At 64.3% G+C, this 23,289-nt stretch carries 22 protein-coding genes; 15 read left to right on the forward strand and 7 right to left on the reverse strand.

Annotated features, from left to right (window positions below):
• Positions 1–94: 94 nt before the first annotated feature.
• From G6N38_RS16440 to G6N38_RS16460, 4 genes are all read right to left on the reverse strand, one after another.
• The gene (locus G6N38_RS16440; RefSeq protein ID WP_163749181.1) at positions 95–583 is read right to left on the reverse strand and encodes an Imm61 family immunity protein; all 489 of its coding nucleotides are present in this window, start codon (positions 581–583) and stop codon (positions 95–97) included.
• Complete coding sequence (locus G6N38_RS31230; RefSeq protein ID WP_281357795.1) at positions 580–2,025, reverse strand: TNT domain-containing protein; 1,446 nt, start codon at positions 2,023–2,025, stop codon at positions 580–582. Before G6N38_RS31230 ends, G6N38_RS16440 begins: the two co-directional genes overlap by 4 nt.
• Before the next feature lie 199 nt (positions 2,026–2,224).
• Positions 2,225–3,490: a PE-PPE domain-containing protein gene (locus tag G6N38_RS16455; RefSeq protein WP_163749183.1), complete on the reverse strand. Its 1,266-nt coding sequence runs from the start codon at positions 3,488–3,490 to the stop codon at positions 2,225–2,227.
• Positions 3,491–3,645: 155 nt separating this feature from the next.
• The gene (locus G6N38_RS16460; protein WP_163749184.1) at positions 3,646–4,182 is read right to left on the reverse strand and encodes a hypothetical protein; all 537 of its coding nucleotides are present in this window, start codon (positions 4,180–4,182) and stop codon (positions 3,646–3,648) included.
• Positions 4,183–4,371: 189 nt separating this feature from the next.
• On the opposite strand from G6N38_RS16460, the gene G6N38_RS16465 reads away from it, so the two are divergent.
• Positions 4,372–5,601 (forward strand): histidine phosphatase family protein, encoded by a 1,230-nt coding sequence (locus tag G6N38_RS16465; RefSeq protein ID WP_163749185.1) that lies wholly within the window; start codon positions 4,372–4,374, stop codon positions 5,599–5,601.
• A gap of 43 nt (positions 5,602–5,644) precedes the next feature.
• Here G6N38_RS16465 and G6N38_RS16470 read toward each other — a convergent pair whose 3' ends face one another.
• Positions 5,645–6,397, reverse strand: a complete 753-nt coding sequence (locus G6N38_RS16470) for an O-methyltransferase (protein ID WP_163749186.1) — start codon at positions 6,395–6,397, stop codon at positions 5,645–5,647.
• Positions 6,398–6,500: 103 nt separating this feature from the next.
• On the opposite strand from G6N38_RS16470, the gene G6N38_RS16475 reads away from it, so the two are divergent.
• From G6N38_RS16475 to G6N38_RS16525, 11 genes are all read left to right on the forward strand, one after another.
• Complete coding sequence (locus tag G6N38_RS16475; protein WP_246227256.1) at positions 6,501–7,277, forward strand: methyltransferase family protein; 777 nt, start codon at positions 6,501–6,503, stop codon at positions 7,275–7,277.
• A gap of 17 nt (positions 7,278–7,294) precedes the next feature.
• On the forward strand, positions 7,295–9,532 hold the full coding sequence (locus tag G6N38_RS16480) for an MMPL family transporter (RefSeq protein WP_163749187.1): 2,238 nt from the start codon (positions 7,295–7,297) through the stop codon (positions 9,530–9,532).
• A gap of 78 nt (positions 9,533–9,610) precedes the next feature.
• On the forward strand, positions 9,611–10,669 hold the full coding sequence (locus G6N38_RS16485; protein ID WP_170314222.1) for a type III polyketide synthase: 1,059 nt from the start codon (positions 9,611–9,613) through the stop codon (positions 10,667–10,669).
• Positions 10,669–11,178 carry an isoprenylcysteine carboxyl methyltransferase family protein gene (locus tag G6N38_RS16490; protein ID WP_163749189.1) on the forward strand — a complete coding sequence of 170 codons (510 nt, stop codon included), beginning with the start codon at positions 10,669–10,671 and terminating at the stop codon, positions 11,176–11,178. The genes G6N38_RS16485 and G6N38_RS16490 overlap by 1 nt, the downstream gene beginning before the upstream one ends.
• Entirely contained in the window at positions 11,175–12,191 is a 1,017-nt protein-coding gene (locus tag G6N38_RS16495; RefSeq protein ID WP_163749190.1) for an NAD(P)/FAD-dependent oxidoreductase, read from the forward strand. The genes G6N38_RS16490 and G6N38_RS16495 overlap by 4 nt, the downstream gene beginning before the upstream one ends.
• 20 nt (positions 12,192–12,211) lie before the next feature.
• Positions 12,212–13,075 carry an SDR family NAD(P)-dependent oxidoreductase gene (locus G6N38_RS16500; protein ID WP_163749191.1) on the forward strand — a complete coding sequence of 288 codons (864 nt, stop codon included), beginning with the start codon at positions 12,212–12,214 and terminating at the stop codon, positions 13,073–13,075.
• Positions 13,076–13,213: 138 nt separating this feature from the next.
• Positions 13,214–14,221, forward strand: a complete 1,008-nt coding sequence (locus G6N38_RS16505) for an acetyltransferase Pat (protein ID WP_407662992.1) — start codon at positions 13,214–13,216, stop codon at positions 14,219–14,221.
• A gap of 1 nt (position 14,222) precedes the next feature.
• Positions 14,223–15,044, forward strand: a complete 822-nt coding sequence (locus tag G6N38_RS16510; protein ID WP_163749193.1) for a shikimate 5-dehydrogenase — start codon at positions 14,223–14,225, stop codon at positions 15,042–15,044.
• A gap of 306 nt (positions 15,045–15,350) precedes the next feature.
• A complete protein-coding gene (locus G6N38_RS16515; RefSeq protein WP_163749194.1) occupies positions 15,351–16,661 on the forward strand; it encodes an acyl-CoA dehydrogenase family protein in 1,311 nt (436 codons plus the stop codon).
• A gap of 154 nt (positions 16,662–16,815) precedes the next feature.
• Positions 16,816–17,265 (forward strand): RrF2 family transcriptional regulator, encoded by a 450-nt coding sequence (locus G6N38_RS16520; RefSeq protein ID WP_163749195.1) that lies wholly within the window; start codon positions 16,816–16,818, stop codon positions 17,263–17,265.
• Positions 17,266–17,368: 103 nt separating this feature from the next.
• Positions 17,369–18,673 carry an acyl-CoA dehydrogenase family protein gene (locus G6N38_RS16525; RefSeq protein ID WP_163749196.1) on the forward strand — a complete coding sequence of 435 codons (1,305 nt, stop codon included), beginning with the start codon at positions 17,369–17,371 and terminating at the stop codon, positions 18,671–18,673.
• A gap of 190 nt (positions 18,674–18,863) precedes the next feature.
• Here G6N38_RS16525 and lpqN read toward each other — a convergent pair whose 3' ends face one another.
• Positions 18,864–19,568: an envelope biogenesis lipoprotein LpqN gene (lpqN, locus tag G6N38_RS16530; protein WP_163749197.1), complete on the reverse strand. Its 705-nt coding sequence runs from the start codon at positions 19,566–19,568 to the stop codon at positions 18,864–18,866.
• A 269-nt stretch (positions 19,569–19,837) separates the two neighbouring features.
• On the opposite strand from lpqN, the gene G6N38_RS16535 reads away from it, so the two are divergent.
• Positions 19,838–21,160: a PE-PPE domain-containing protein gene (locus G6N38_RS16535; RefSeq protein WP_163749198.1), complete on the forward strand. Its 1,323-nt coding sequence runs from the start codon at positions 19,838–19,840 to the stop codon at positions 21,158–21,160.
• Positions 21,102–21,578 (forward strand): TspO/MBR family protein, encoded by a 477-nt coding sequence (locus tag G6N38_RS16540; protein WP_163749199.1) that lies wholly within the window; start codon positions 21,102–21,104, stop codon positions 21,576–21,578. Before G6N38_RS16535 ends, G6N38_RS16540 begins: the two co-directional genes overlap by 59 nt.
• Here the strand turns inward: G6N38_RS16540 and G6N38_RS16545 are convergent.
• A complete protein-coding gene (locus G6N38_RS16545) occupies positions 21,575–22,537 on the reverse strand; it encodes a bile salt hydrolase (protein WP_163749200.1) in 963 nt (320 codons plus the stop codon). The genes G6N38_RS16540 and G6N38_RS16545 overlap by 4 nt on opposite strands.
• Positions 22,538–22,599: 62 nt before the next feature.
• Here G6N38_RS16545 and G6N38_RS16550 point away from each other — a divergent pair, with 62 nt between their 5' ends.
• Positions 22,600–23,271, forward strand: coding sequence for a DUF5642 family protein (locus tag G6N38_RS16550; RefSeq protein ID WP_163749201.1), 672 nt, complete (start codon positions 22,600–22,602; stop codon positions 23,269–23,271).
• The last annotated feature ends 18 nt before the right edge of the window (positions 23,272–23,289 follow it).

Genomic DNA, 23,289 nt, shown 5'->3' on the forward strand with positions numbered 1-23,289 from the left:
ATGATGACCGACACGATTGTTGTCTTCAACCCGTCCACCGAGGAACAAATCGCCGACGCCGCGGTGTGCGCCAGCTGACTTCGGCTCTGAGGTGTTAGTTCAGGTCTGTGCGGAGTATCCTTTCGATCTCGTCTTCGGGCGTGCGCATCAGATGGCTGAATATTGTGGCGTACGGCTCCATCAGCACTGCCCGTCCTTCGAGGGAGCGCAGCTCGTAGGTTCCCTCGCTTATCGGGATCGCCGCGATACCCGACGCGAAACCCTGGGCATACAGCTTTGGTCCCAGAATGGGAGCCCTAACAACACTTCTCGCCGTCGACCCCCATACCCAGATCAGATACTTCTCGGCCAGGCCGTAGTTGGAGAACTTTGCGGTGTCGTTCTGTCGCTGGCGCCGGTCGTTGACGGTGTCGACGACCCACCAGCTGCCGTCGTCGCGGAGATGCACCGAGTAGTCATTCGAGCTGAACAGGATCGTGCAATCGGCGCAGGACGTTGACACCGACAGATTGCTCAGCTGCCCCAATTCAGACCAATAGAGCCAGTTTTGGGACAGCCGCGCAAAGTCGGCAGTATCGGTCATGCGTAGCCGAGGTACCCGGAATCAAGCAGGGCTTGGACCGGCGCGTCCCGCCCGTCCGCGTAGGTGAGGCGGTATTGGATTGCGCCGCCGGGCTGACCGAACCACGGCGCGGCCTGGGATTGCTCGATGTGAATGCCAGGAGGCAGGGCCGATGGATCCTTCACGACGTACGAGAAGTACGGCGAGACCTGGCTCGACGGGGGCAACGACAGTTGGGCGAAGTGGGTGCCGGCCGGGGCGAGGAACGCGCCGCCGGGGTAGCCCCAACGTCCCAGCGGGGTGCCCGCGGGAAGCTGGATGTCGGGGACGATCGTCCCCGGGATGGCGTACGGCTTGCTCGGGTCTTGGTCGTTGGGGTAGACCGCACCAGAGCCATCGGGGTTGATTTCTGGGTTGCCGGGAGCGGTCGCGGGGGGTACCGGGACGTACACCGGGTAGGCCGCGGTGTATCCCTGGAAAAGCCACGAGTTTTCCGCCAGCGGCTGGGCCCCGGCTGCGCCCGCCCGACCGAAGAACAATCCGGCTGCTCCGCCGCTACCGCCGAGTCCACCCCAGTTGGTCACTTGGCACTCGGTGGTCGCGCATTCCACGGTCCCGGAGCCGCCGATCCCGCCGCGACCTCCGATGCCGAATAACAGCCCACCCTTGCCGCCGTTACCGCCGTTCGCGCCGGTCGCCGCGGACCCACCCTCGCCGCCGTTTCCGAGGAACAGCCCGGCCGAGCCGCCGTTTCCGCCGTTTCCGCCGTTGATGGTGGTGAATCCGCGACCGCCGGCGCCACCGTTGCCGATCAACCCGGCATTTCCACCGGTGCCGCCGTTGTAGCCGTTACCGCCGTTGCCGAACAGCAAACCGCTGCGGCCGCCGTCGCACTTGGTGGCTGAAGCGCAGGTGACGCCATCGAAACTGAACCCGTTTCCGATCAACAACCCCGCGTTGGGGTGAGAGAGGGTTCCGTTGGAAACGAAGATCGCGACGACAGCCTCGGGTGTCATGGGGCCGGGGACCGTCAGCGACGCTGCCGGGGTGGTTTTGGCCGCCGAGGGGGCGACGGTCAACGGGGCGGTAGTGCGCGCGCTCTGAGCTGATGCGACTTCGGTCGAGGACGAGTCGGCTGCGGCTGACGGTGCTGCCGCGACGAGTGGGCCGGCGGTCGCCGCCGCGCTGGGCGCATTCGTCGCAGGGGAGCGCAGTGGGTTGCGAGTGGTCGCAGCGGCAGGGTTGGACTGACGCGCGGAGTTACCGGTGCGCGCTGTCTTCGACGCCGAGGATGAGGAGTTGCTGTTCGAGGAGCCTGCGCCACTCGAGCCGGTGTCGGCGCCGGCGATGCCCAGCCCCTGGGGGCCGGCGAACGCCAATCCGGTCACCACTGCCGCCGCGCCTATTCGCGCGGTAAGCCTGGCTGCGAAGCGATTCTTCTGCGAAGACCCCGGCTTTGACATGCTTCCCCCTGCGTGACTGGCGACAGACGCGGTGAACGTAACAGCAAATATTGACGCTGTCCGCGGAACTCGTCGTTTGTCCAGTTAATCGACAGGGACGCTCAAAGCCGTTCTGGCCCCGGCAACCTCGCTCAGGGATGCGAGAGCCACCCGGCTGGCAGGTATGCCGACCGGTTCTCTGTGGCTCGGTGCGACTGACTCAGGCAGCGGCGCGGCGGGACGAACCCGTCGAGCTGGTGGGCTTGGTGCGCTCGCCCGTGGTGGCCGACTTTGCTTCTGGAGTAACCGCTTTGCGCGACGACGTGGCGTGTTCCGCACCTGCCAGCGGTGTGACCGTTGCTCGCTTGGACGCCGCAGTGGGCAGCGCGGGCGCGGCAGGCGGCCGCAGGGCCGCGATATCCTGGCCGGCGTCATGGATGCCCTGCTGGATCGCACCGACCAGATCCTTGGTGAACGTGATCGGATTGATCCTCGGGAACAGCCCGAACGTTTCGTACTGGCCCGGGCTGGTGGTGCGGTCGTAGCCGGTGTCGATGATGACGCGTAAGGCCGGCGACACCAGATCGACGATGGGCGTGACGATCGCGGAAGTGCCTGTCCACTTACCAAAACCGATGAGCGGCTGCATGATTGGCAGCACCTTGGTCGGGATCAGGATGTATGTCGTGTTGTTGTAGTACGTGAAGTTCTCCGGGTGTAGCGCCGGATCCATCTCGTTGGCCAGGTCTTGGGGGTCGTACCCGTCGGGTACAACCCAATCCTTGGTGTTGCCGTTCGGTGCGATGTAGGTGGTGTGGATGTAGACCAGGCCGAGCAGCGCATTGGCCATAGCTAGGAAGTTGAGCGGGTAGGCCGGAGCATCGCCGACGGGATCGTATTCGAAGGCGATGTCGGTCACGGGGATCGGCAGGGCCCCGATCGCACCGCCGGTGGTGTCGGTGGGCGTGGGCACGTCGGTGGTGATCTTCAATCCGGGGATGTACTGCAGGAGGCCGAGTCGAGTGAAGATGCCGCCATTGGGCTTGTAGGGGTTGCCGGCGATGACTACCTGCAGTCGCTGCTTGAGGTTGTTGTCCAGCCCGGTGATGTTGCGCAACTCGTTGGACACCACCGCCGCGCCCTGGGAGAAGCCGAAGATCACGACGTCGTCATCGGTGGTCGCCAGTTCTTGGATCAGCGCGCTATTGAGATGGTTGACCCCAGTACCGACCGAGTCGTCCCACTTGTCACCCGTGAGCCCACCGACCAATGGCCACAGCGAGGCCGGGTAGTCGATGCCATCGAGGTTGCAATTCGCATCGCACGAGGTTTGGGCGAGGTAGTAGTTGCGCACGTTGGTCAGGAAGCCGTCGATGACGTTCGCATTCGGCGTTCCGGTGCCGGGCACGATGAGCCCGGTGGTGGCGGCCAGGGAAACCGCCGATGTGAGTATTGATCCGACGCCGAGAAGCACGGCTGTGATCACCGCGAGGACGGGTGTTACCAAGCGCGAGGCGCGTTGCATGCGTCACATATCAGCAGTAAGCCGATTCATGCGCAAGGCAAACTCCTGTCAATTCGCTGTCGCGTCCTTGGCCGAACGCATCTGGTACTGCCGCACGATTGCCAAATATGGGCGCGCTAGCGGCCGCCGCCGCCCACTTCGGCGGGCAGTGGTGGCGGCAACGGCGTCGTCGATGTCGGGGTGGTGCTGGTCGGGGTGGCCGACGTTGTCGGCGTCGCCGATGACGATGTTGGTGCGGCCGACGACGACGTCGAGGACTGGGGACCGTGGAAATCCACCCACGACTCCTTGCGAACCGCACTGCCGCCGGAGCTGACCACCAGCGCGCTTGAGCTCACCGTGTAGGTGATGCCGTCGTTGATCGCGGTGTACGAGCCGCCGCCTGCGCTCGATGCCGACACAACGAGCTTCGCACCATCGCGCACCCGCACGCCGCGGTACTCGTAGCCGCCGGACGTCTTGCAGATCGCGACCCGCGAGCTATCGGTGCTGCCGAACAGCACGGCGGTGTCGGCGCACCGCGCTGTCGAGTCGAGGTAACCCTGTGAATCGAAGGCAGGGGCCGCGCCGGCTTGCGGCAATGCGGTCAAGAGCAACACGGAACAGGCCGCGGCCGCCGTAACGCCGGCGACGCGGATCGTATGAGAGGACATCACCTTCCACGACACCACGATGAGCGCGGGCGGGTGAGCGCCGATGCCGAGAATCCACGAGATCGTTAGTTTCCCGAGACCGCGGCCAGGGCGTTTGTAGACAGATTTACGATTGTGTACTGTGACCGAGCGCACAATCGGTATGGTCTGTGCGTTGTACCACCGTCGGGGATTCAGATGGAGTTTGGGATGCGAGATCACGCAGGCGTTCGGCCGATGCCGCGCCGGGCACTGAAAGCACTTGCGACGGTCGTCTCGGCCGTCGCGCTGTTCCTGATGTCGGCGCTGCCCGCCTGGGCCGCCGACTCGATCACCCTCACCTGGGTGCGCCACGGCGAGTCCTACGGCAACGTCGCCGGCGCCGGCATCGACACGAAGGTGCCCGGTCCGGAGCTCACCGATTTGGGCGAGCAGCAGGCAGCGGCCATTGCGCAGCAGCTCAAAGACGGCGGCTACGACAGCATCTACGTCTCGAACATGATCCGCACCCAGCAGACCGCTGCGCCGCTGGAAGCCCTTCTGCCGAACCTCCCGGTGTATGAGAAGGCGGGCATCCGTGAGATCAGCGCAGGCATCTTCGAGGGTTCGCCCATCGACAGCGGGCTCGGCCGCATCGGTTACTTTCTGATCCCGGTGGCCTGGACCCTCGGGCTGCGCAGCTTGCCCATTCCCGGCGGGGAGACCGGCAATGGGTTCGAGGCGAGGGTCAATAGTGTGATCGCCGACGTCATCGCCAACGGCGACACCAAGCCCGTGCTCTTCTCGCACGGCGCGACGATCATGATCTGGACGATGATGAACGTCGACAATCCGGACATCATGCTGATGCTGACGCACACCCTGGGTAACACCGCCGTCGTGGTGGTGACGGGCAATCCGGAGGACGGCTGGATGTTGCAAAGCTGGGATGGTATTGCGGTCAGCCAGAATCCGTCGCTCGGCGGTCAGCTGTTCGTCAACCTCCGCAACCTGGTCGTGGCACCACAGACCGCCGTGTACAACGTCGTGCAGGCTGTCAAGACCCGCGACCTCACCAAGATTGTGGCCGCCATCCGTGACGGTGTGGTCACCGTCGCCAAGGCGGGCGTCGACTTCGTCAAGGATTCTCTTACCGATATCGCGCAGGCGATCCGCGGCGCACTCCCCGGTGGAGCGGCGGCCAAACCCGCTGCCACCAGTGCCAAGTCGGCTGCGGCGGCAACAACGACAGCTGAGACAACAAGCAGTGCAACGGATCTGACCGACGGCAACAAGGCCGAGCCCGGTAAGACCGGCGCTGCCACCAGCCGTCGAGCGGGCTCGTCACAAACAACGTCGGATGACGGCGGCCAGAGCGCGACGACCGGCAAGGCAGACGGGGGAGCCAAGACGGGCACCGGCTCGAGCCGGCGGGCCAGCGCGCACAAAGCGGCGGCCTGACGCACGTCGGCCCCCTTCGCCCGGCGCGAAGGGGGCCGACGCGTCAGCCCAGATACCGTGATTCGAGTACCAGGTCGGGAATAAGACTCTGGTACTCCATGTGACTGCGGTGTTCGGTTGTCTGCCAGCCCTTGCCTTGTTGGGCGCGCATGTAACCCCGGTACTTGGGGGAGCCTGGGAAGCCCACGTTGTCGGCCACCACGATAGCGCCGCGCCGTAGCCAGCCGCGCTCGACAATGCTCAGCAGATCAGTCAGGTACGCGTGCTTGTTGTGATCGATGAACAGGAAATCCAATGTGCCTGAGTCAAATCCGAACTCCTCACGCAGGACATCGAGGGTCGGCCCGCCGTCACCGATAGTCCCCACCACACAGGTGATGCGGTGTTCGACGCCGGCGTGTGCCCAAATACGCCGAGCCACTGCCGCATTCGCCCCGGCCAGCTCGACGGAGAAGATCCGGGCCGTCGGGGCGGCGCGTGCGATCCGTAGCGCGCCGTAACCGCAGTAGGTGCCCAGTTCCAGCGCCAGCCGCGGATCGGCTCGACGCACCGCCGCGTCGAGCAGGGTCCCTTTCTCGTCGCCGATATTGACCAGGAACGACTTCGCGTAGGCGTACTCGTCAATGGTGGACAGCACGTCGTCGATGTCGCCGCGGCGGGCGTTTGCCTCGACGTAATCGGCCGCGGCCGCCTCCCGGCCGTCACCGATTTGGCCGGTTCTGTTGAAATTACGGATACCGATGCCGGTGCGTACCACCGACCATCGGAGCAACGGGAAACGCTGGCCAAGCTTCATGTCCCCACGCTACGTTGTGCTCGGGGTGCCACTGGAGGGTTGTGTGCGGGCAGATTCAGCACCGCCGGCCGCCCGGGGACGCGGCGGCCGGATATTCATAGCCGTGAGCTATGGCGTCCTATGCCATGCCGCGTTCGCGGCGGGGGTCGGCGCGATGATGGTGGCGATGTACTTCGGGATGAGTCGCTCGCTGGGCACCCTCTCGGCCCCGTGGAGCTGGGTCGCCAACGCTGCGCTGCTGGCCCAGTTCCCGGTTGTCCACTCACTATTGCTCACCGGCCGGGGCAGGGCAGTGGTCAACCGGCTGGGGCCGCGCAGTGCCGGCGCGACATTGGCGCCCACCACGTTCGTCACCATTGCTTCCCTTCAGGTGTTCGCCCTCTTTGCGCTGTGGTCACCCTCGGGAACCGTCTGGTGGCAGGCGCACGGGGCGGCGTTGGGCATTCTCGACGTGCTGTACGCGAGCGCCTGGCTGCTGCTGGGCAAAGCGATGTTCGATGCCGCCCTGTCGGTCCAGATCGGCACGTTGGGCTGGCTCGCATTGTTGCGGGATCAACGACTTGTCTATCCGAAGATGCCGACGACCGGCCTTTTTCGGCTGACGCGCCAGCCGATCTACGTGGCCTTCAGCCTGACGGTCTGGACCGTGCCCACGTGGACGCCCGACCAACTGGCCGTGGCCGTCATCTTCACGGCGTATTGCCTGATAGCACCCCTTTTCAAGGAGGCTCGATACCGTCGCATCCACGGCGGCGAGTTCGACAACTATGCACGCAGGGTGCCCTATTGGTTACCGTGGCCGGGTAGGCCACGAAGTCCCTCGGGGAGGCATTGTGAACCTGCTGCTGGTCGGTTACGTATCAGCAGAAGGCAGGGCTAAAACCGAAGGACAGATCATTGCTGCGATCGACCGCCCGACTAGCCATTGCTGCACCACGACGGGTGGTCGCCATCGCCATCCTCGTTTTGGTGGCGATCGGCGTCTTCGGCATACCTGTCGCCAAGCATCTCTCGCCGAGCGGATTCGCTGACCCGACCTCCCAATCGTCACGGGCCACAGACCTGCTCACCGAAAAATTCGGCCAGGGCGACGTCCAACTCTTGGTGATTGTCACCGCGAGTGATCGGTTCGACAGCCCGGCGGCTCGCACGGTCGCCCTCGACGCCATCGATCAGCTGAAACGCTCCGGCCACGTCATCGGGATCACCTCGGCATGGACCTCACCACCGCAGGCTTCGGCCGCGTTGGTCAGCCGTGATCAGAAGTCAGGCCTCATCACGGCTGGCATCACCGGCAACGAGGCCGACCAGCAGACCTACGCCAAAGACCTGTCCGACCAGATCACCCGCGACCGCGACGGCATCGTCGTGCGAACCGGTGGGGCAGCGATGGTGGACCTGCAGGTCACCGAGCAATCCCAACACGATCTGCTGCTGATGGAGTCGATCGCGATTCCGCTCAGCTTCGTTGTGCTCGTGTGGGTTTTCGGTGGCGTGTTCGCCGCCGCGCTACCCATCGCCGTCGGGCTTATGGCGATTCTCGGTGCCCTGGCGGTCCTGCGGGTGACGACCTTCTTCACCGATGTCTCGATCTTCGCGCTGAACCTCACCACCGCGATGGGTTTGGCACTGGCAATCGACTACACGCTGCTGATGATCAGCCGGTATCGCGACGAACTGGCCGAGGGGACCGATCGCGATGAGGCGCTGATGCGGACCATGCTCACCGCGGGCCGCACAGTGCTGTTCTCGGCCACCACCGTCGCACTGTCCATGGGCGCGATGGTGCTGTTCCCGATGCATTTTCTGAAATCATTCGCCTACGCCGGTGTGGCCACCGTCGCATTCGCCGCGATCGCGGCAATCGTGATCACGCCCGCCGCGATCAGCCTGCTCGGCGATCGGCTCGACTCGCTCGACGTGCGCCGGTTATTCCGCCGTATGCTCAGCCGCGCCGAACCCGTCCAACGGCCCATCGAAGAGCAATTCTGGTACCGATCAACGAAATTCGTGATGAAGCGCGCGGTACCGATCGGGTTGGCCGGCGTCGTGGTGCTGGTCACCCTTGGCGCGCCCTTCCTCGGCGTGCGCCCGGGATTTCCCGACGACCGGGTGCTGCCGTCGTCGGCGTCGGCCCATCAGGTGGGCGATCAGTTACGCAGTGACTTCACCAACAATTTCGAAACCGCCATCCCTGTCCTGATTCCCGATGCCGCCGGCCTGTCCGACGCTCAGATCGCCCGGTACGCCGCCGACCTGTCGCGGGTCAACGACGTCTCTACTGTGTCCGCGCCGACGGGGGCGTACGTGGGCGGCAACCTCGTGGGCCCACCGTCGGCGGCGACCGGCCTGGCGTCAGGCAGTGCGTTGCTCACGGTGGAGAGCACCGCTCCGCTGTTCTCGGACCGGTCCTCCGATCAGCTCGACCGACTGCATGCAGTGAGTACGCCTGGCAATCGGACGGTCGAGTTCGCCGGAACGGCGCAAATCAACCGGGACAGCGTCGATGCCATCGTCTCGCGGCTCCCGATCGTGTTGGGTGTGATCGCGGTGATCATGCTGGTACTGCTTTTCCTGCTGACCGGCAGCATCGTGCTACCCCTGAAAGCCTTGGTGCTCAACGTGCTTTCGTTGACGGCGGCGTTCGGCGCCATGGTGTGGATCTTCCAAGACGGCAACCTCGGAGCGTTGGGCACAACCTCGACTGGGACCTTGGTAGCGAACATGCCAGTCTTGTTGTTCTGCATAGCTTTTGGGCTCTCGATGGACTACGAGGTGTTCCTGGTCTCCCGCATCAGGGAGTTCTGGGTGGCGTCACCGCAACGCGGAGTGGCCGACAATGACGAGAGCGTCGCACTCGGGGTGGCCCACACCGGCCGGGTGATCACCGCCGCCGCGCTGATCATGGCGATCTCGTTCGCCGCGCTGATCGCGGCCCACGTGTCGTTCATGCGGATGTTCGGTCTCGGTCTGGCACTGGCGGTGCTGGCCGACGCAACGTTGGTGCGGCTGGTTCTGGTGCCCGCATTCATGCACGTCATGGGCCGGTGGAACTGGTGGGCGCCCAAACCGCTTGCGTGGATGCACCAAAAGGTAGGCATCCGCGAAGGCGGTCCGGCGCGGCATACTGGTTGACGTCGAAAGTTCGAGGGGGTCGCAGTGGAGGTTGGTGAACCAGTGAGTGCCGGTTCTCGTGTTGAAGGCATGCGTCCGATCAGTGTTATCGCCGGTGTGCGTGGTGAATTGCCGCCGCACCGCTTCAGTCAGGCCGAAGTCACCGAAGCCTTCTTGGCCGTCGATGGGTACAGCGAGTATGAGGAGATTGTCCGCAAACTGCATCGCAGCGCCAAGGTCGACAATCGCCACTTCGTCTTGCCGTTGGACCAATACGCGGCCCTGAAAGACTTCGGCGAGGCCAACGATCTGTTCATCGAGCACGCTGTCGAGCTGGGCTCCGCCGCAGTCGCCGGTGCGCTCGAAGAAGCGGGCCTGCGTCCCGAGGACGTTGACCTGGTCGTTTCGACGACCGTGACCGGTGTCGCGGCCCCATCGATGGAGGCCAGGATCGCCGGCCGGCTGGGGATGCGCCCCGACGTGCGACGGGTGCCGATGTTCGGGCTGGGCTGTGTCGCCGGTGCGGCGGGAGTGGCCCGCCTCCACGACTACCTGCGAGGTGACCCTGACGGTGTCGCGGTGTTGGTGTCGGTGGAGCTGTGCTCGATGACGTACACCGCGAATAAGCCCACGATGCCCGGACTGGTCGGCGGCGCGTTGTTCGCCGACGGCGCCGCCGCCGTTGTCGCGGTCGGTGAACGGCGGGCCGCGAAGATCAACGCCAGCGGACCCGATGTCATCGACTCGCGCAGCCATCTGTATCCAGATTCGTTGCGCACCATGGGCTGGGACGTCGGCGCATCCGGCTTGGAGCTGGTCTTGTCCGCCGATCTGCCCGAGGTGATCGAGCGCTACCTCCCTACCGATGTCACGGAATTCCTTGCCACACATGACCTGAGCATCGACGATATCGGCACCTGGGTCTGCCACCCGGGCGGCCCGAAGATCATCGAGGCCATCGTTGACAGCCTCAAACTGCCTGAAGAGGCACTGGAGCTGACCTGGCGATCGCTGGCCGACATCGGCAATATCTCCTCGTCTTCGGTGCTGCACGTGTTGCGTGACACCATCGCCAAGCGTCCGTCAGCAGGTCCTAGCGTGATGATGGCCATGGGGCCAGGATTCTGCTCGGAACTGGTGCTGCTGCGCTGGCACTGATGATCTGGTATGTGCTGCTCGTTGCAGCGGTTGCGGTCGAGCGGGTCGCCGAACTCGTCGTCGCCCGGCGAAATCTGGCCTGGAGCAAGGCGCAGGGCGGCGTTGAATTCGGCGCACGCCACTATCCGATCATGGTCGTTCTGCACACAGCGTTGCTTGTCGGCGCCCTGGTGGAGGTGATCGGGCTACACCGGCCCTTCCTGCCCGCGCTCGGCTGGCCGATGCTGGCGATAGTGATTGCGGCGCAAGGCTTGCGGTGGTGGTGCATCACCACCCTTGGACAGCAGTGGAACACCAAGGTCGTGGTCATTCCCGGTGCTCCGCGGATCACCGGCGGGCCGTACCGCTTCTTCAGCCATCCCAACTACGTTGCGGTTATCGCCGAAGGTATCGCGCTACCGCTGGTCCATACCGGATGGATCACCGCACTGGTTTTCACCGTGCTCAACGCCGCACTGTTGCGAACCCGTATCCGTACCGAAAACGCCGCCCTGGCAAGCCTGTCGTGATCGATCTCCTGGTCGCCGGTGGTGGGCCGGCAGGTCTGGTCACCGCACTGCACGCGGCGCGCGCCGGGCTGACGGTGACCGTTGTCGAGCGGCGCCGCGCGCCAATCGACAAGGCCTGCGGCGAGGGAATGATGCCCTACACCGTGCGCCAACTCGAGGCACTCGGAATCACGCCTCCTGGCAAGCCGTTTCGGGGAATCACCTATTTCGACGCGGAGCGCCGCGTTGATGCGCCGTTTCGGGCCGACTCTGGGCTCGGGGTGCGCCGGACCGCGCTACACAGCACCCTGACCGAGGCGGCGATCGCGGCTGGTGTCGACCTGGTGACCGCCCATGTGGGATCGATCAGTCAGGACGCGGATTCGGTTGAGTGCGCCGGATTTCGCGCGCGCTACCTGGCCGCCGCCGACGGGCTGCACTCACCCATCCGGCGATCACTCGGCCTGGCCCGTCCAAGCCGAGGCTCGCGTCGGTGGGGGCAGCGACGCCACATCCACACCGCGCCGTGGAGTGACCGGGTCGAGGTGTATTGGGGCGATGGTGCCGAGGCCTATGTCACGCCGGTTGCCGACGATTGCGTCGGCATCGCGATCCTGACCGCACGACAGGGCAGATTCGACAGCCGCTTGGCCGAGTTCGGTGCGCTCAGCGAGCGGGTGAACGGTCACCCGCATGGACCTGAGCGAGCCGCTGGTCCGTTGCGGCAGCGGGTGGCAGGCCGCACCGCGGGACGCGTCATGCTGGTCGGTGATGCCGCCGGCTACGTCGACGCGCTGACCGGTGAGGGCCTGGGCATCGCGTTCGGTGGTGCCGAGTTGTTGGTGAATTGTGTTCTGGCCGATCGGCCGGGGGACTATGACCGGCAGTGGCGGCGGATGTCGCGGCGCTATCGGCTGCTGACTGCGGGTCTGCTGCACGCCGTCGAGTTCGCGCCGACCCGGTCGCGGATCATGCCCACGGCTGCGGCGTTGCCGGGCGCGTTCACCAGGATTGTCAACCTCCTGGCCTACTGACCGGCGTAGGCTGCGCCGCTATGAGCAACGGCCCCGGCGGCGTCGCGGAGATCCCGGACATCCCGGACTGGAATCGCTTGTTGGCGGGTCGCGTTGCGGTGGTGACCGGGGGCGGTGACGGCATCGGCGGAGCGATCGCGGCGCTGTTCGCCGCCCACGGCGCCGCGGTGGAGGTCGCCGAAATCGATCCCGTTTGCGCCGAGCGGATCAGCCGCGAGGTTTCGGCGGCCGGTGGCGTGATTCGCAGCCATGTCGTTGACGTCACTGACGACGCCGACGTCGCGCGTCTCGCCGAAGCGGTGTTGACCGAGCACCGACGGGTGGACGTGTTGGTCAACAATGTCGGGGATTACCGGCCGCTGGTGGCTTTCGACGAGTCGACGCCGCAGAGCTGGCAGCGGATGTACGACATCAATCTGCGGCACGTCTTTGCGGTCACCCGGGCGTTCGTCTCGGCCATGATCGAGGCGGGCAGCGGCAATATCGTCAACGTCCACTCCGTGGAAGGCATGCGTGGCTTCCCGCGCGATCCGGTGTACGGCGCGATGAAAGCCGCTGTCGCGCACTTCACGACCTGCCTGGCGGTCGACGTGGGCCGGCACGGGATCCGGGTCAACGGCATCGGAACAGATCTGACCCAGACCCCGCAGGTGGACTATCTCACCGGTTACGAGGACGTCGAGCACCTGTGGCAGTCCTGGGCGCCGGCCGGCCGGGTCGGCTGGCCGCAGGATCAGGCCCGGGTTGCGCTGTTCCTGGCATCCGAACTGTCGGCGTTCGTCACCGGGCACAACATTCCGGTCGACGGCGGAACGAAAGCCGGTGGCGGTTGGCTGTTTTCGCCGCGTGCGGGGCGGTTCGTCAACCGGTCAAAGCACCTCTAGCCCTACCGTGATCAACAGCAGGCAGAGTTCGTGTACCGAATCGGTCCCGAGCCGTTCTCAACCGTCGGTAACCTCGGAGATGATGGCTACGGAGGTCATATGACCGCAGATAGCGGTGATAGCGGTCTGGCGTCGGCACTGGGCGCGACACCAGAGTTGATCACGGTGCGAACCGCCGGGTTGTCGCACATGGAGGTGTTCGACGGGTGCCCGTCTGAGCTGCTACGGCCGCTGGCCGCAGAACTGCAGCCGTTGCAGGCATCGGTCGGCCAGGTTTTGACACGCCAGGGGGACCGAGCGGTGTCGTTCCTGCTCATCCAATCCGGCCGGGCCGAAGTGCGCCACGTCGGCGACGATGGCGAGGTCGTCCTAGGCGAGGTCTCCGCAGGCATGATCGTCGGGGAGATCGCGTTGTTGCACGACAAGCCCCGCACTGCCACGGTCACGGTCACCGAACCCCTGACGGCGTACATCGGCGACCGCGCCGCATTCGAGATCTTGGCCGACCTGCCCGGCATCAGCGAGCGAATGGTCCGCACCGCGCGGCAACGACTGGCTGCCTTCGTCACCCCGATCCCCGTGGTTCTCAAGGACGGCACCGAGCTGATGTTGCGCCCGGCGCTGCCCGGTGACAGCGAACGCACATCCAACGGGCCGATCGAGTTCTCTACCGAGACGCTTTACCGCCGGTTCATGTCGATGCGTGCGCCCAGTACGGCGCTGATGAACTACCTGTTCCAGGTCGACTACGTCAACCATTTCGTCTGGGTTCTGGTGGACGGTGCAGACGGCCCGGTCGTCGCCGACGTGCGGTTCGTCCGCGATCAGTCGGATCCCGCACTGGCCGAGATAGCGTTCATCGTCGGTGACGCCTACCAGGGGCGTGGCATCGGCAACTTCATGATGAACGCGTTGGTCATCGCGGCGAACGTCGGGGGAGTGAAGCGGTTCTCGGGGCGGGTGCTGTCCGACAACGTGCCCATGCGGGCGATTCTCGACCGTTTCGGCGCGCACTGGGAGCGGGAGGAACCTGGAGTAGTGATCACCGAATTCGACGTACCGAAAGTCGATGCGCTGCAGATTGATCCGGCGTTGGCTGCCGAGATAAGGGCATCTGTGCGGCAAGTGCTCCGGGCGATCGGCTGACATGGCCAAGCCCGCGCTCAACAAGGACACCCGGCTCTGCATATCGCTGGCCGCCAGGCCCAGTAATATCGGCACTCGTTTTCACAACTACCTGTACGAGCAACTCGGCCTCGACTTCATCTACAAGGCGTTCACCACAACCGATATCGCCGCCGCGATCGGTGGAGTGCGGGCGTTGGGCATCCGCGGATGTTCGGTATCGATGCCGTTCAAACACGATGTCCTGGCGCTGGTGGATCAGGTGGAGAAGTCCGCGCGCGCGATCAACGCCGTCAACACGATCGTCAACGACAACGGTGAGTTGATCGCGGCCAACACCGATTACACTGCCGTTCAACGGCTGATCGCTGAGTACGGTTTGGATCCTGGCGCGGCGGTGCTGATCCGCGGCAGCGGAGGGATGGCCAGTGCGGTGGCAACGGCGTTCCGGGACAGTGGATTCGGAAACGGCACGATCGTAGCCAGGAACACCGACAGCGGACTCGATCTGGCCGAGCGCCTGGGCTATGAATGGCGCAGTGAGGTGGGCGACCTACGTGCGCCGGTGATCGTCAACGTGACACCGATCGGGATGGCAGACGGACCCGAAGAACACGAACCGGCTTACGACGATGAGGTTATTGCCGCTGCGCACACCGTTTTTGACGTGGTCGCGTTGCCGTCGGAGACACCGTTGATCGTTGCGGCCCGGGCGGCCGGTAAGCAGGTCATCACCGGAGCGGAAGTGATCGCCCTGCAGGCGGCCGAACAGTTCGAGCGCTACACCGGGGTGCGGCCAAGCCCGCAGCAGGTCGCCGACGCCTCGGCGTTCTCCCGGGCCTAGCCGCCGTCGTCGTCTTTGGTGAGTAGCCGTCCGGATCGCTCTGGAGATTCCGGAAGCTCTGATGTGCCCCGGGATTGGCGGTGTTGCCGTACTTGGTTGAGGGCCCTTGTTTCCGACTTCGCCTGATCCCGCTCACAGCTGTGTCGAGGCTGCAGTGAGCTCTTCCGAACATTCCGCAACCGCACGGTAACTGCATAAATACGTATTCGTAATACCACATTTGGAGCCTTGTGGGCATCGCCGCTCGGCAACGAGGAGGGCGACGATCCGTCCGAATGATGCCACCTACGTTTGGGGAGTCAGTTCATGACCATCAGTTTTTCAATGTCCGAAGAACAGCGGAAGTTGCAGCATGACGCCCGCATTTTCGCTGAGACAGTCCTTGCCCCTGTGATCGCTGCGGCAGATGCCGAACCAGATCCGCTCAAGGGATTTCAGATGACCAAGCCGGCATACATCGAGGCGTATCGCGCTGGTATCGCGATGTGTATGTTGCCGAAGGCCTATGGCGGCGGCGGGGTCTCCTGCGTCGACCTGGTGATCGCAGCAGAGGAGCTCTGCGTCATCGATCCCGGATTCGCATGTACCGTTTTGTGCAACGGGCTCGGCCTCATGCCTATTGCCTGGTACGGCAGTAACGAGCAAAAGGAGAAGTTTCTCACTGCCGCAACCTCTGATCCAAGTGGCGAATATCTTGGCGGCTGGACTGCCAGTGAGCCCCCGGGAAATCCTTCTGGCACTGCAAATTTCGATATCCAGTTGCCGCGCCCAGCGGGTGTGGGCCTCACGGCAATTCGGGATGGTGACGCCTACGTGGTCAATGGTCGCAAGTATTGGCCGTCATCAGCAGGGTGGGATGAAAGAGGCGTCAACGCCGGCACCCTGATCGTTCGGACCGATAGTGAGAAGGGTGGCACCGAGGGCCTTTCGGCCTTGATCCTCGAACGCGATACCCCGGGTGTCACGTACCGCCATCTCGACAAGATCGGTCACCGACTTGCGTCGAATGCTGAGATCGTGTTCGACAACGCCCGCATCCCGATCGAAAACTTGCTGCCTGGCGCTGCCGGTAACGGTGACCTAGTCATCAACCGCAACTTCGCCTGGTCAGGTCCAGTTGCGGCGATCGCGGCCGTCGGCATGGCGCGGGCCGCATACGAAATGACCCTGGACTGGGCGAAAAACAACACCGCGGGCGGACTCAAACCCATCATCGGCTTCCAGAACGTTGGCTATGTACTCGGCGATGTCGCGTCAAAGATCGAAATGGCGCGATCCTTCTCGTGGCGGGCCGCTGATTATCTCGACAAACACGATCAACACGCCGAACTGGTCGGAGCAATGAACAAAATTCAGGTCACTGAGCTCATGTTCGACTGCGTTTTCAAGTGCATGCAGATCTTCGGCGTCAACAGCCTCGAGACGAAGAATGGCTTCGGCAAGATCCTGCGGGAGTCCGCGGTCCTGCCGATCTACGATGGCGGCAACATGGGTATGCAACGGCGACGCGTCCATGGCATCATCGCCGATCCGCTATTCAATCCCCGCGCAATCATGGAGGACGAATACGTCCAGTTTGGAAAACACCACGAGAGCATCGGTACCCTCGCCAGCTGACCTGCGGGCAGGTCCGGGCCTGCTGCCAACGGAGGCGCCCGACCCGGACCCGCCAGCGTCGCGGGGATACAAGGTGGCTATCGGCGGGGCGACCGCCCACCGGCCGCACTGGGTTATCCAAGTGTCATTTCTGCCGCTGCCGATGGAGACAAGCATGAAGCATACGAATCAGGCGGACTTCGCCTTGCGTGTCCTTATGTACTTACGGGCGTCATCCGAGCGGCGCGGCTCGGTCGGCGAGATCGCCATCGCCCATCGAGTTTCGCGCAATCACCTGGACAAGGTGGTCCAACGGCTTGCGGCAGCCGGCATCGTGGAGTCCACACGTGGTCGTGCAGGTGGGGTGCGACTGGTTCGGGACCCCTCGACGATCACCGTCGGTGAAGTGATGCGGACGATGGAGTCCGACTTCGCGGTAGTCGAATGCCTCGGGCCGGTCCGCTACTGCCGAATCGCCGGCGTGTGCGGTGCGCGAGATGTCTTCAGCCGCGCGTTGGATGCCTATCTCTCGGTTCTCGACAGCGCGACCCTTGACGATATAGCGGCAAATGACCAGGGCTTACGGGGCGCGCTAGGAATGACTCACCGCGCACGCGACCTTTAGCCAAATTCCCTGCAAGACAGTGTTAATGGTGAACGTAGGATCACCGAACCGCTGTGGTCTCGGCGCTGACATGCCGGCAAGGCGGCCATCCAGGAGGTGGAGTATGACGGTCGACTTCGAGATGACAACCAAGCAGAAGAAGCTCAAACAACTCGTCCGCGAGTTCGCGCAAGACGTACTACGACCGGTCGCCGAGTCAGCGGACGCCTTGCCAAATCCGCAGGATGCATTCTGCGCCATGCGCACGGCCTACCGGGAAGCAGCCACTCTCGGTTTAACCACGATGTTCCTGCCGAAAGAATACGGTGGTGGCGGCGCATCGAACGTCGATTTCCTGATCGCTATTGAGGAAATGTGCGCCGTCGACCCGGGATTTCCCACCATTCTGCTCGTCAATGGACTCGCCTTGATGCCGATTTTGTGGTTTGGCAGCGACGTTCACCGTGAGAAGTGGCTTGGACAAGCGACGTCAGATCCCGACGGACAGTTCCTTGCAGGCTGGGTGGTCAGTGAACGCGGCGGCACCGCAAACTTCGACCATCCAAGCCCCTCGGCTGGAATACAGCTGGTGGCCGATCACGATCTACGGCGCGGGGAATACGTACTCAACGGGGAGAAGCACTGGCCCTGTAATGCCGGGGGGTGGGATCTAGGCGGAGCCGATATCAATGTCTGCGTCGTTCGGACGGATCGCACCAAGGGCGGCGACGGGGCGCTCAGCGTGGTCGTCGTTGAGCGCGGCACAGCCGGCATCGAATACGAAGTGATCGACAAGATGGCCCACCGCACTTGCCAGAACGTCACCATGACCTTTCGCGGCGCCCGCGTACCCCAGGAGAACGTCTTGGCACACGGCGACGGCGACCTTCTCATCAATCGCAACTTCACATGGTCATCGCCGATCGCGAGCATGGCGGCGGTCGGTGTTGCCCGCGGCGCCTATGAGTTCACTCTCAAGTGGGCCAAAACCTACACCGGCGGCGGGACAGTGCCAATCATCAACCACCAAGCCGTCGGCAACCTGTTGACCGAAGTTGCGGCCAAGATAGAGGCTGGCCGCTACTTTTGTTGGAAGGCAGCGCATTACATGGACATGTTTCCTGGCCAAGGACACGCACTAGGCGGCATGAACAAGACGTTCTGCGGCGACCTGATGCATAGCGTGGTGTTCGACTGCATGCGCATCGTCGGGGTAAACGCACTCGACCAAAAGTTCCCGATGGCCAAGTTCTACCGCGAAGCTGCGGTATTCCCTCTGTACGACGCCGGCAGCCTGGCGATGCAGCGCCGGCGGGCCTGGGGGGTCATGGCCGACGGCGCCTTCTCGCCCGATACGTTCGTCGACAACCAGCCGCTCGAATTCACGCGCTCGATGCAGGGCTACGGCGTGACGACCGACCGCGGCTGACATGGGCCTGAGGACTCATGCTGCCGGAACTCGTGCGTGGTGGACTCATCGACTTCAACAGCGCAGTCCCCGTGGAGATCTCGGGCTCCTCCGGTGTCCGCTGTTTGTCTGATGTCACAAGCCTTACTAGGTATAAATGAGCGCGGCTGCCGGCGCGCATACACACGCCGGCAGCCGCGGAGTTCCCTGATCAGGGGGTGATTGTCGTCTTCTTGTCGATGACGCTGGTGGCATCGATCAACGGGCCTTCCTGGCCATCCAGTGCATCGGCGTTCATCTGCAGGACGTACAACCCGTCCTTGCCCGGAATCACCACCGTCTTCTGCGCGATGATCCGCTTCTTGCCGTCCTTAACGTAGTTGCCGCCGAGCTGAACAGCGTCGAAACCGCTCAACGTGTTCGTTTGGGGGTCTCCGAGCGCCTCCCAATGGGGCAAGTTCTTCAGCTCGCCCGGCGCCAGCTCGAGGATCTTCTTCGGGTCGACATTGCCGGTCAGCTTGGAGACGATCGCGATGATGCTTGGCGGGTCAGCCTTGTCCTCTGGGCTGTCGAAGACAATGGCCCCGTAGGCCCAATCCGGCGTCTGCGCGCCGGCATCTGACCAGCCCGTCGGCATCGCCAAATCGATGTTGGGCGAGCCGGGAGCGCCGCGCTTAACCGGCGTCTCTTGGATGTTGTTCGCCTTGAGGTAGTCCTGGATCGTCTGGGCGTTTCCGGTGGCTGGTGCCGGGCTCGCTGATGTCTCAGTGCTTTTCGATGTCGACGTCGCGGTGGACGTCGAGGTCGACGTGGACGTCTTGGTCTCGGTCTTGCTGTCCGAGCCGCAGCCCACAAGCGCAAAACTCAACGAAACGGCAGCCAGACCCGCCGTAGCGACCGCGGTCATCTTGTTCATCGAACGAGTTCTCCTTGTTGTCGTGGCGCACTGTCCCCAGCGACCAACCAAATCCGATTGAGCAGCTTAGTGCGATCCACAGCGAATTTGAATGTTTGCGAACGTCCGTTGCAGAAGAGGAGCACCATTGCTGCTAGGTCGCGTAAATGCAATGGCGCAGCGTGGCCGCGGCGGTGGATCGGGCGAAGCCACCATAGGCGTTGCGCCTGGCGTACGGGGGCGCCGTGGCCACCTGTTTGCGCTTGCTGTGCGCAACGGTGCTGGGTGTCGTGAGCACGGCCGTTTTCGGATCCCCCGCGCCACTGCCAATCGGCGTTCAGCTAACCGCCGCCACAGCGTTGATCATGGGCGGGACCGGGCATCCGTTGATCGGTGAATCCGCCGACTTCGTCGGGGAGTTCGTCCAAGGCGCGCTCAACCTCTACATCGCACCCACCGGCCTGGCTCGGTCCGAACCGAGCGATCCTGGCCTCTACAACGTGATTGCCGTCCAGACGCCTGAGCAGTTCTGGCCGGTTTATGGCCCCGACTTGTTCGACACATCGGTGGCGACCGGAGTTACCAACCTGACCAGCTGCCTGCAGGGGCGGACGTCCTGCAAGGAGCACCACGTCGGCGCCGACGCCGCATCGGCGTCGGCGTCGGACTACACGGTGTTCGGATACTCCCAGAGCGCGCGGATCGCGACGATCGTGAAGCGAAACTTGCTCGCGCAGTACCGAAACCCGGACGGGACGTGGCTTCCCGTCGTCGATTCCAACGGTGCTGCGCTGCATGCCTCATTCGTCCTCATCGGCAATCCCAATCGGCCGAACGGCGGCATCATGGAACGCTTCGCCGGGCTACATATCCCCGGATTGGGCGTGACCTTCGACGGCGCGACACCCACGGACAGTTGCGGCGCGGACGGCGCAGGCTGCCGGTTCTCCACCGCCGATATCGGGTGGCAGTACGACGGATGGGTGGACTTCCCGCGCCGCCCGCTCAACCTGCTGGCCGATCTCAATGCGCTGGCCGGGATCGTCTATCTGCATCCGAACTACACCGTGGCGGTGACCGCCGCGATGTATCAGGGGAGCACCGGCGATACCGCCTACTATCTGATGCCGGCCGCTCGGCTGCCGCTGCTGATGCCACTGGCCCAGCTGGGAGTGCCAGCGCCCATTCTCGACGTGCTCGACGCCCCGCTGCGGGTGATCGTCGAATGGGGCTATGACCGCGGTGTCAATCCAGGTGACCCGACTCCGGCGACGCTGGCCGACCGGGGCGATCCGATGACCAAGATGCGTGACCTCCTGGCCGCCATCCCCACGGGACTGGACGACGGCCTGCAGGACGCGGGCTTCGGGCGTCCGCTCGGGACCAGACGGGCAGGACCGTTCGGAGTCGGTGTCGCGCCGCTCCCCGTCGCATCGCCGAGTGTCCCAGCGTCGGCTCCCCGGCAGTCGTCGACCAGACCGATCGGCGCGGCAGGCCTGAAACCTCGCACCCGGTTGGGATTAGACCGGTCGCCGCGCGGGTACGGTGGCGCCCATGGGCAAGTCGATCATCGCAACATCGTTGGGCACGGCCGCAGCGGCCGTGGTCGGTAGCATCGCCAGCCGCAAGGGCGTCGAGACCTGGTATCCGACCCTGCGCAAGCCGCGCTACGTTCCGCCGAATGCGGTGTTCCCGGTGGCATGGACATCGCTGTACGCCGATGTCGCGGTCACGTCGGCCGCGACCATCGAGAAGTTCCGCGCCGCGGGCGACGACGACAAGGCCCGTGCCTACGCCGGTGCACTGGGTGCCAACCTGGTGCTCAATGCCGGCTGGAGTTGGCTCTTTTTCAAGATGCACAAGCTCGGCCCGTCGGTGATCGTGGCCGGCGCACTGGCCGTCAGCAGCGCTGATCTAGCTCGCCGGGCCGCTGCTGCGGACCCGAAGTTCGGTGCCGCTCTCACGCCTTACCCGTTGTGGTGCTCGTTCGCCACCCTGTTGTCCACCGATATCTGGCGTCTCAACCGCTAGAACGGTAAGTCGTGCGGCGCCAAGCGGTCGGTGACGTCGCCGACCAGTGAGTAGTCATACGGGTCGACCGCGACCGGTCCGTCGTCCAGCTTCAACCGGTCCATCTCGATCCAGATCACATTCGGGCTCGTGCTCAGCTCGAAGAAGTACATCCGGTTGGTCAGGTCGGTCACCGTTCGATATTCGGTGTTGTAGACGCCGAAGTTGGCGTAAGGCGCACCGAATGGCACCGACACGTTGCGCATGATCGCCATCACGCCGGCGATCGCCTCACGCTGTGAACCGGGTGCGGGCAACAGCGCCGAGTAGTAGGCGGCCCGTTGGAAGCGATCGACCGGATTGACATTGCCGGGCAGCGGCATATCGCGGCTTGGATGTGAGAAGTCTTGTAGTGAGAGCAGTTTCAACTGCTCGTCGTAGGTCGGATCATTCGTCATCAAGGTGTATTGGGCGCCGTGGTGGATCACCGGCTTTGCCCCGCCGAACTCGATGATCGCCGAGTCGCCGCCGACATCCTCCAACGCGAGATGCAGGTTGGCGTCACGCCCGTGGGCTGAGATCTTGAGCACCTGAATCTCGTTCATCAACCGCAACGCCTCGGCGACCGTATCCGCTTGATCCAGCAGGTACTGCAACCACAGTCCGGCCTGCACTCCGGGTTTGGCCGGGTCCCGGGGGCCGAAGTCGGTCGCCTCCAGATACAGTCCGTGGCCGGCCAGGCCCGCTTCGTTCAGGCCGTCGACGGTGCCGAGCCCGTAGATCGTGGTCACCAGGCTTGCGTGCTTACTGGTCCAGCGCAGCGGGTTGGAATCGGAGACGAACCCGGCCGGGCTGATCCCGTCCCGCTCACGCCCGCGAGGAAAGCCGACGATCAACGGTTGGGTTGACTCCGGCCAATCCATGCTCCGCCCGGTGAGAACGGCGACGTCGTTGCTGTTCCACAGCACTCGAGTACACATGGCTGCCAGGTTAGCCCGCGAGGCGCGCACACCAGGGAAACAATCAGTGGTATCAAGGCCCCGTGCGGCGGCTCCTCGTCTGTCTGGTGACGGTGCTCGTGCTGGCCGCGTGCGCGGCGCGGCCCAATCCGGCGCCGCCGTCGTCGTCGAGCGCGTCGCCCAGCAGTGGTCCGGTCAATCCGGCCAACATCAAACGGATCCGGCCCGCACTGCCCGCCGGTTACGAGATCGCCGACATATCCGGACCGCTGAGCGCAGCCGCGCTGTGGGGCTTCGGATCCGGCTGGACGGCGAAGCCCCCGCAATGTGCCGCACTGGCCGACCCGGCTCCCGCCGATCCGGGGATTCGTGGGTACTCGGCGTCTGGGCCGGGTGGAACCATCTACGTCGTCGTCGCGGTGCCCGGCCAGGGCGTCCCGGACGCCGGGCTGATCAGCGAATGTGCGCAGTGGACGATGGCGTTCGCACACACGACGGGTGAGGTGAGTCTCACCCCCACATCTGCGGCACCCCACATCGACGGCGTCGACACCGTCGCGATGACGGTCACCACCCGCATGGTCGTCGAGTCCGGCACCGAGACCGACGGCAACGCCGTCACCGCGCAGGCTTACGTCGACGGCCACGTCGTGTTCGTCACCCTGGTCACCGATCCCGGATCCCCGCATCCGCCCCTGGATTCGCGCTTCGCCGGCGATCTGCTGGTCGCAACGGTGTCCGCCCTGCGCGGCTGAACACCTGCGGGTTGGGTA

It is taken from the genome of Mycolicibacterium helvum, from assembly GCF_010731895.1.
In the GTDB taxonomy this organism is placed as follows: domain Bacteria; phylum Actinomycetota; class Actinomycetes; order Mycobacteriales; family Mycobacteriaceae; genus Mycobacterium; species Mycobacterium helvum.

Bases quoted from the DNA above. Each gene is read 5' to 3' on its own strand.
- G6N38_RS16440 (WP_163749181.1), bottom strand. From the start codon at position 583: ATGACCGATACTGCCGACTTTGCGCGGCTGTCCCAAAACTGGCTCTAT.
- G6N38_RS31230 (WP_281357795.1), bottom strand. From the start codon at position 2,025: ATGTCAAAGCCGGGGTCTTCGCAGAAGAATCGCTTCGCAGCCAGGCTT.
- G6N38_RS16460 (WP_163749184.1), bottom strand. From the start codon at position 4,182: ATGTCCTCTCATACGATCCGCGTCGCCGGCGTTACGGCGGCCGCGGCC.
- G6N38_RS16465 (WP_163749185.1), top strand. From the start codon at position 4,372: ATGCGAGATCACGCAGGCGTTCGGCCGATGCCGCGCCGGGCACTGAAA.
- G6N38_RS16470 (WP_163749186.1), bottom strand. From the start codon at position 6,397: ATGAAGCTTGGCCAGCGTTTCCCGTTGCTCCGATGGTCGGTGGTACGC.
- G6N38_RS16490 (WP_163749189.1), top strand. From the start codon at position 10,669: ATGATCTGGTATGTGCTGCTCGTTGCAGCGGTTGCGGTCGAGCGGGTC.
- G6N38_RS16500 (WP_163749191.1), top strand. From the start codon at position 12,212: ATGAGCAACGGCCCCGGCGGCGTCGCGGAGATCCCGGACATCCCGGAC.
- G6N38_RS16510 (WP_163749193.1), top strand. From the start codon at position 14,223: ATGGCCAAGCCCGCGCTCAACAAGGACACCCGGCTCTGCATATCGCTG.
- G6N38_RS16515 (WP_163749194.1), top strand. From the start codon at position 15,351: ATGACCATCAGTTTTTCAATGTCCGAAGAACAGCGGAAGTTGCAGCAT.
- G6N38_RS16520 (WP_163749195.1), top strand. From the start codon at position 16,816: ATGAAGCATACGAATCAGGCGGACTTCGCCTTGCGTGTCCTTATGTAC.
- G6N38_RS16525 (WP_163749196.1), top strand. From the start codon at position 17,369: ATGACGGTCGACTTCGAGATGACAACCAAGCAGAAGAAGCTCAAACAA.
- lpqN (WP_163749197.1), bottom strand. From the start codon at position 19,568: ATGAACAAGATGACCGCGGTCGCTACGGCGGGTCTGGCTGCCGTTTCG.
- G6N38_RS16540 (WP_163749199.1), top strand. From the start codon at position 21,102: ATGGGCAAGTCGATCATCGCAACATCGTTGGGCACGGCCGCAGCGGCC.
- G6N38_RS16545 (WP_163749200.1), bottom strand. From the start codon at position 22,537: ATGTGTACTCGAGTGCTGTGGAACAGCAACGACGTCGCCGTTCTCACC.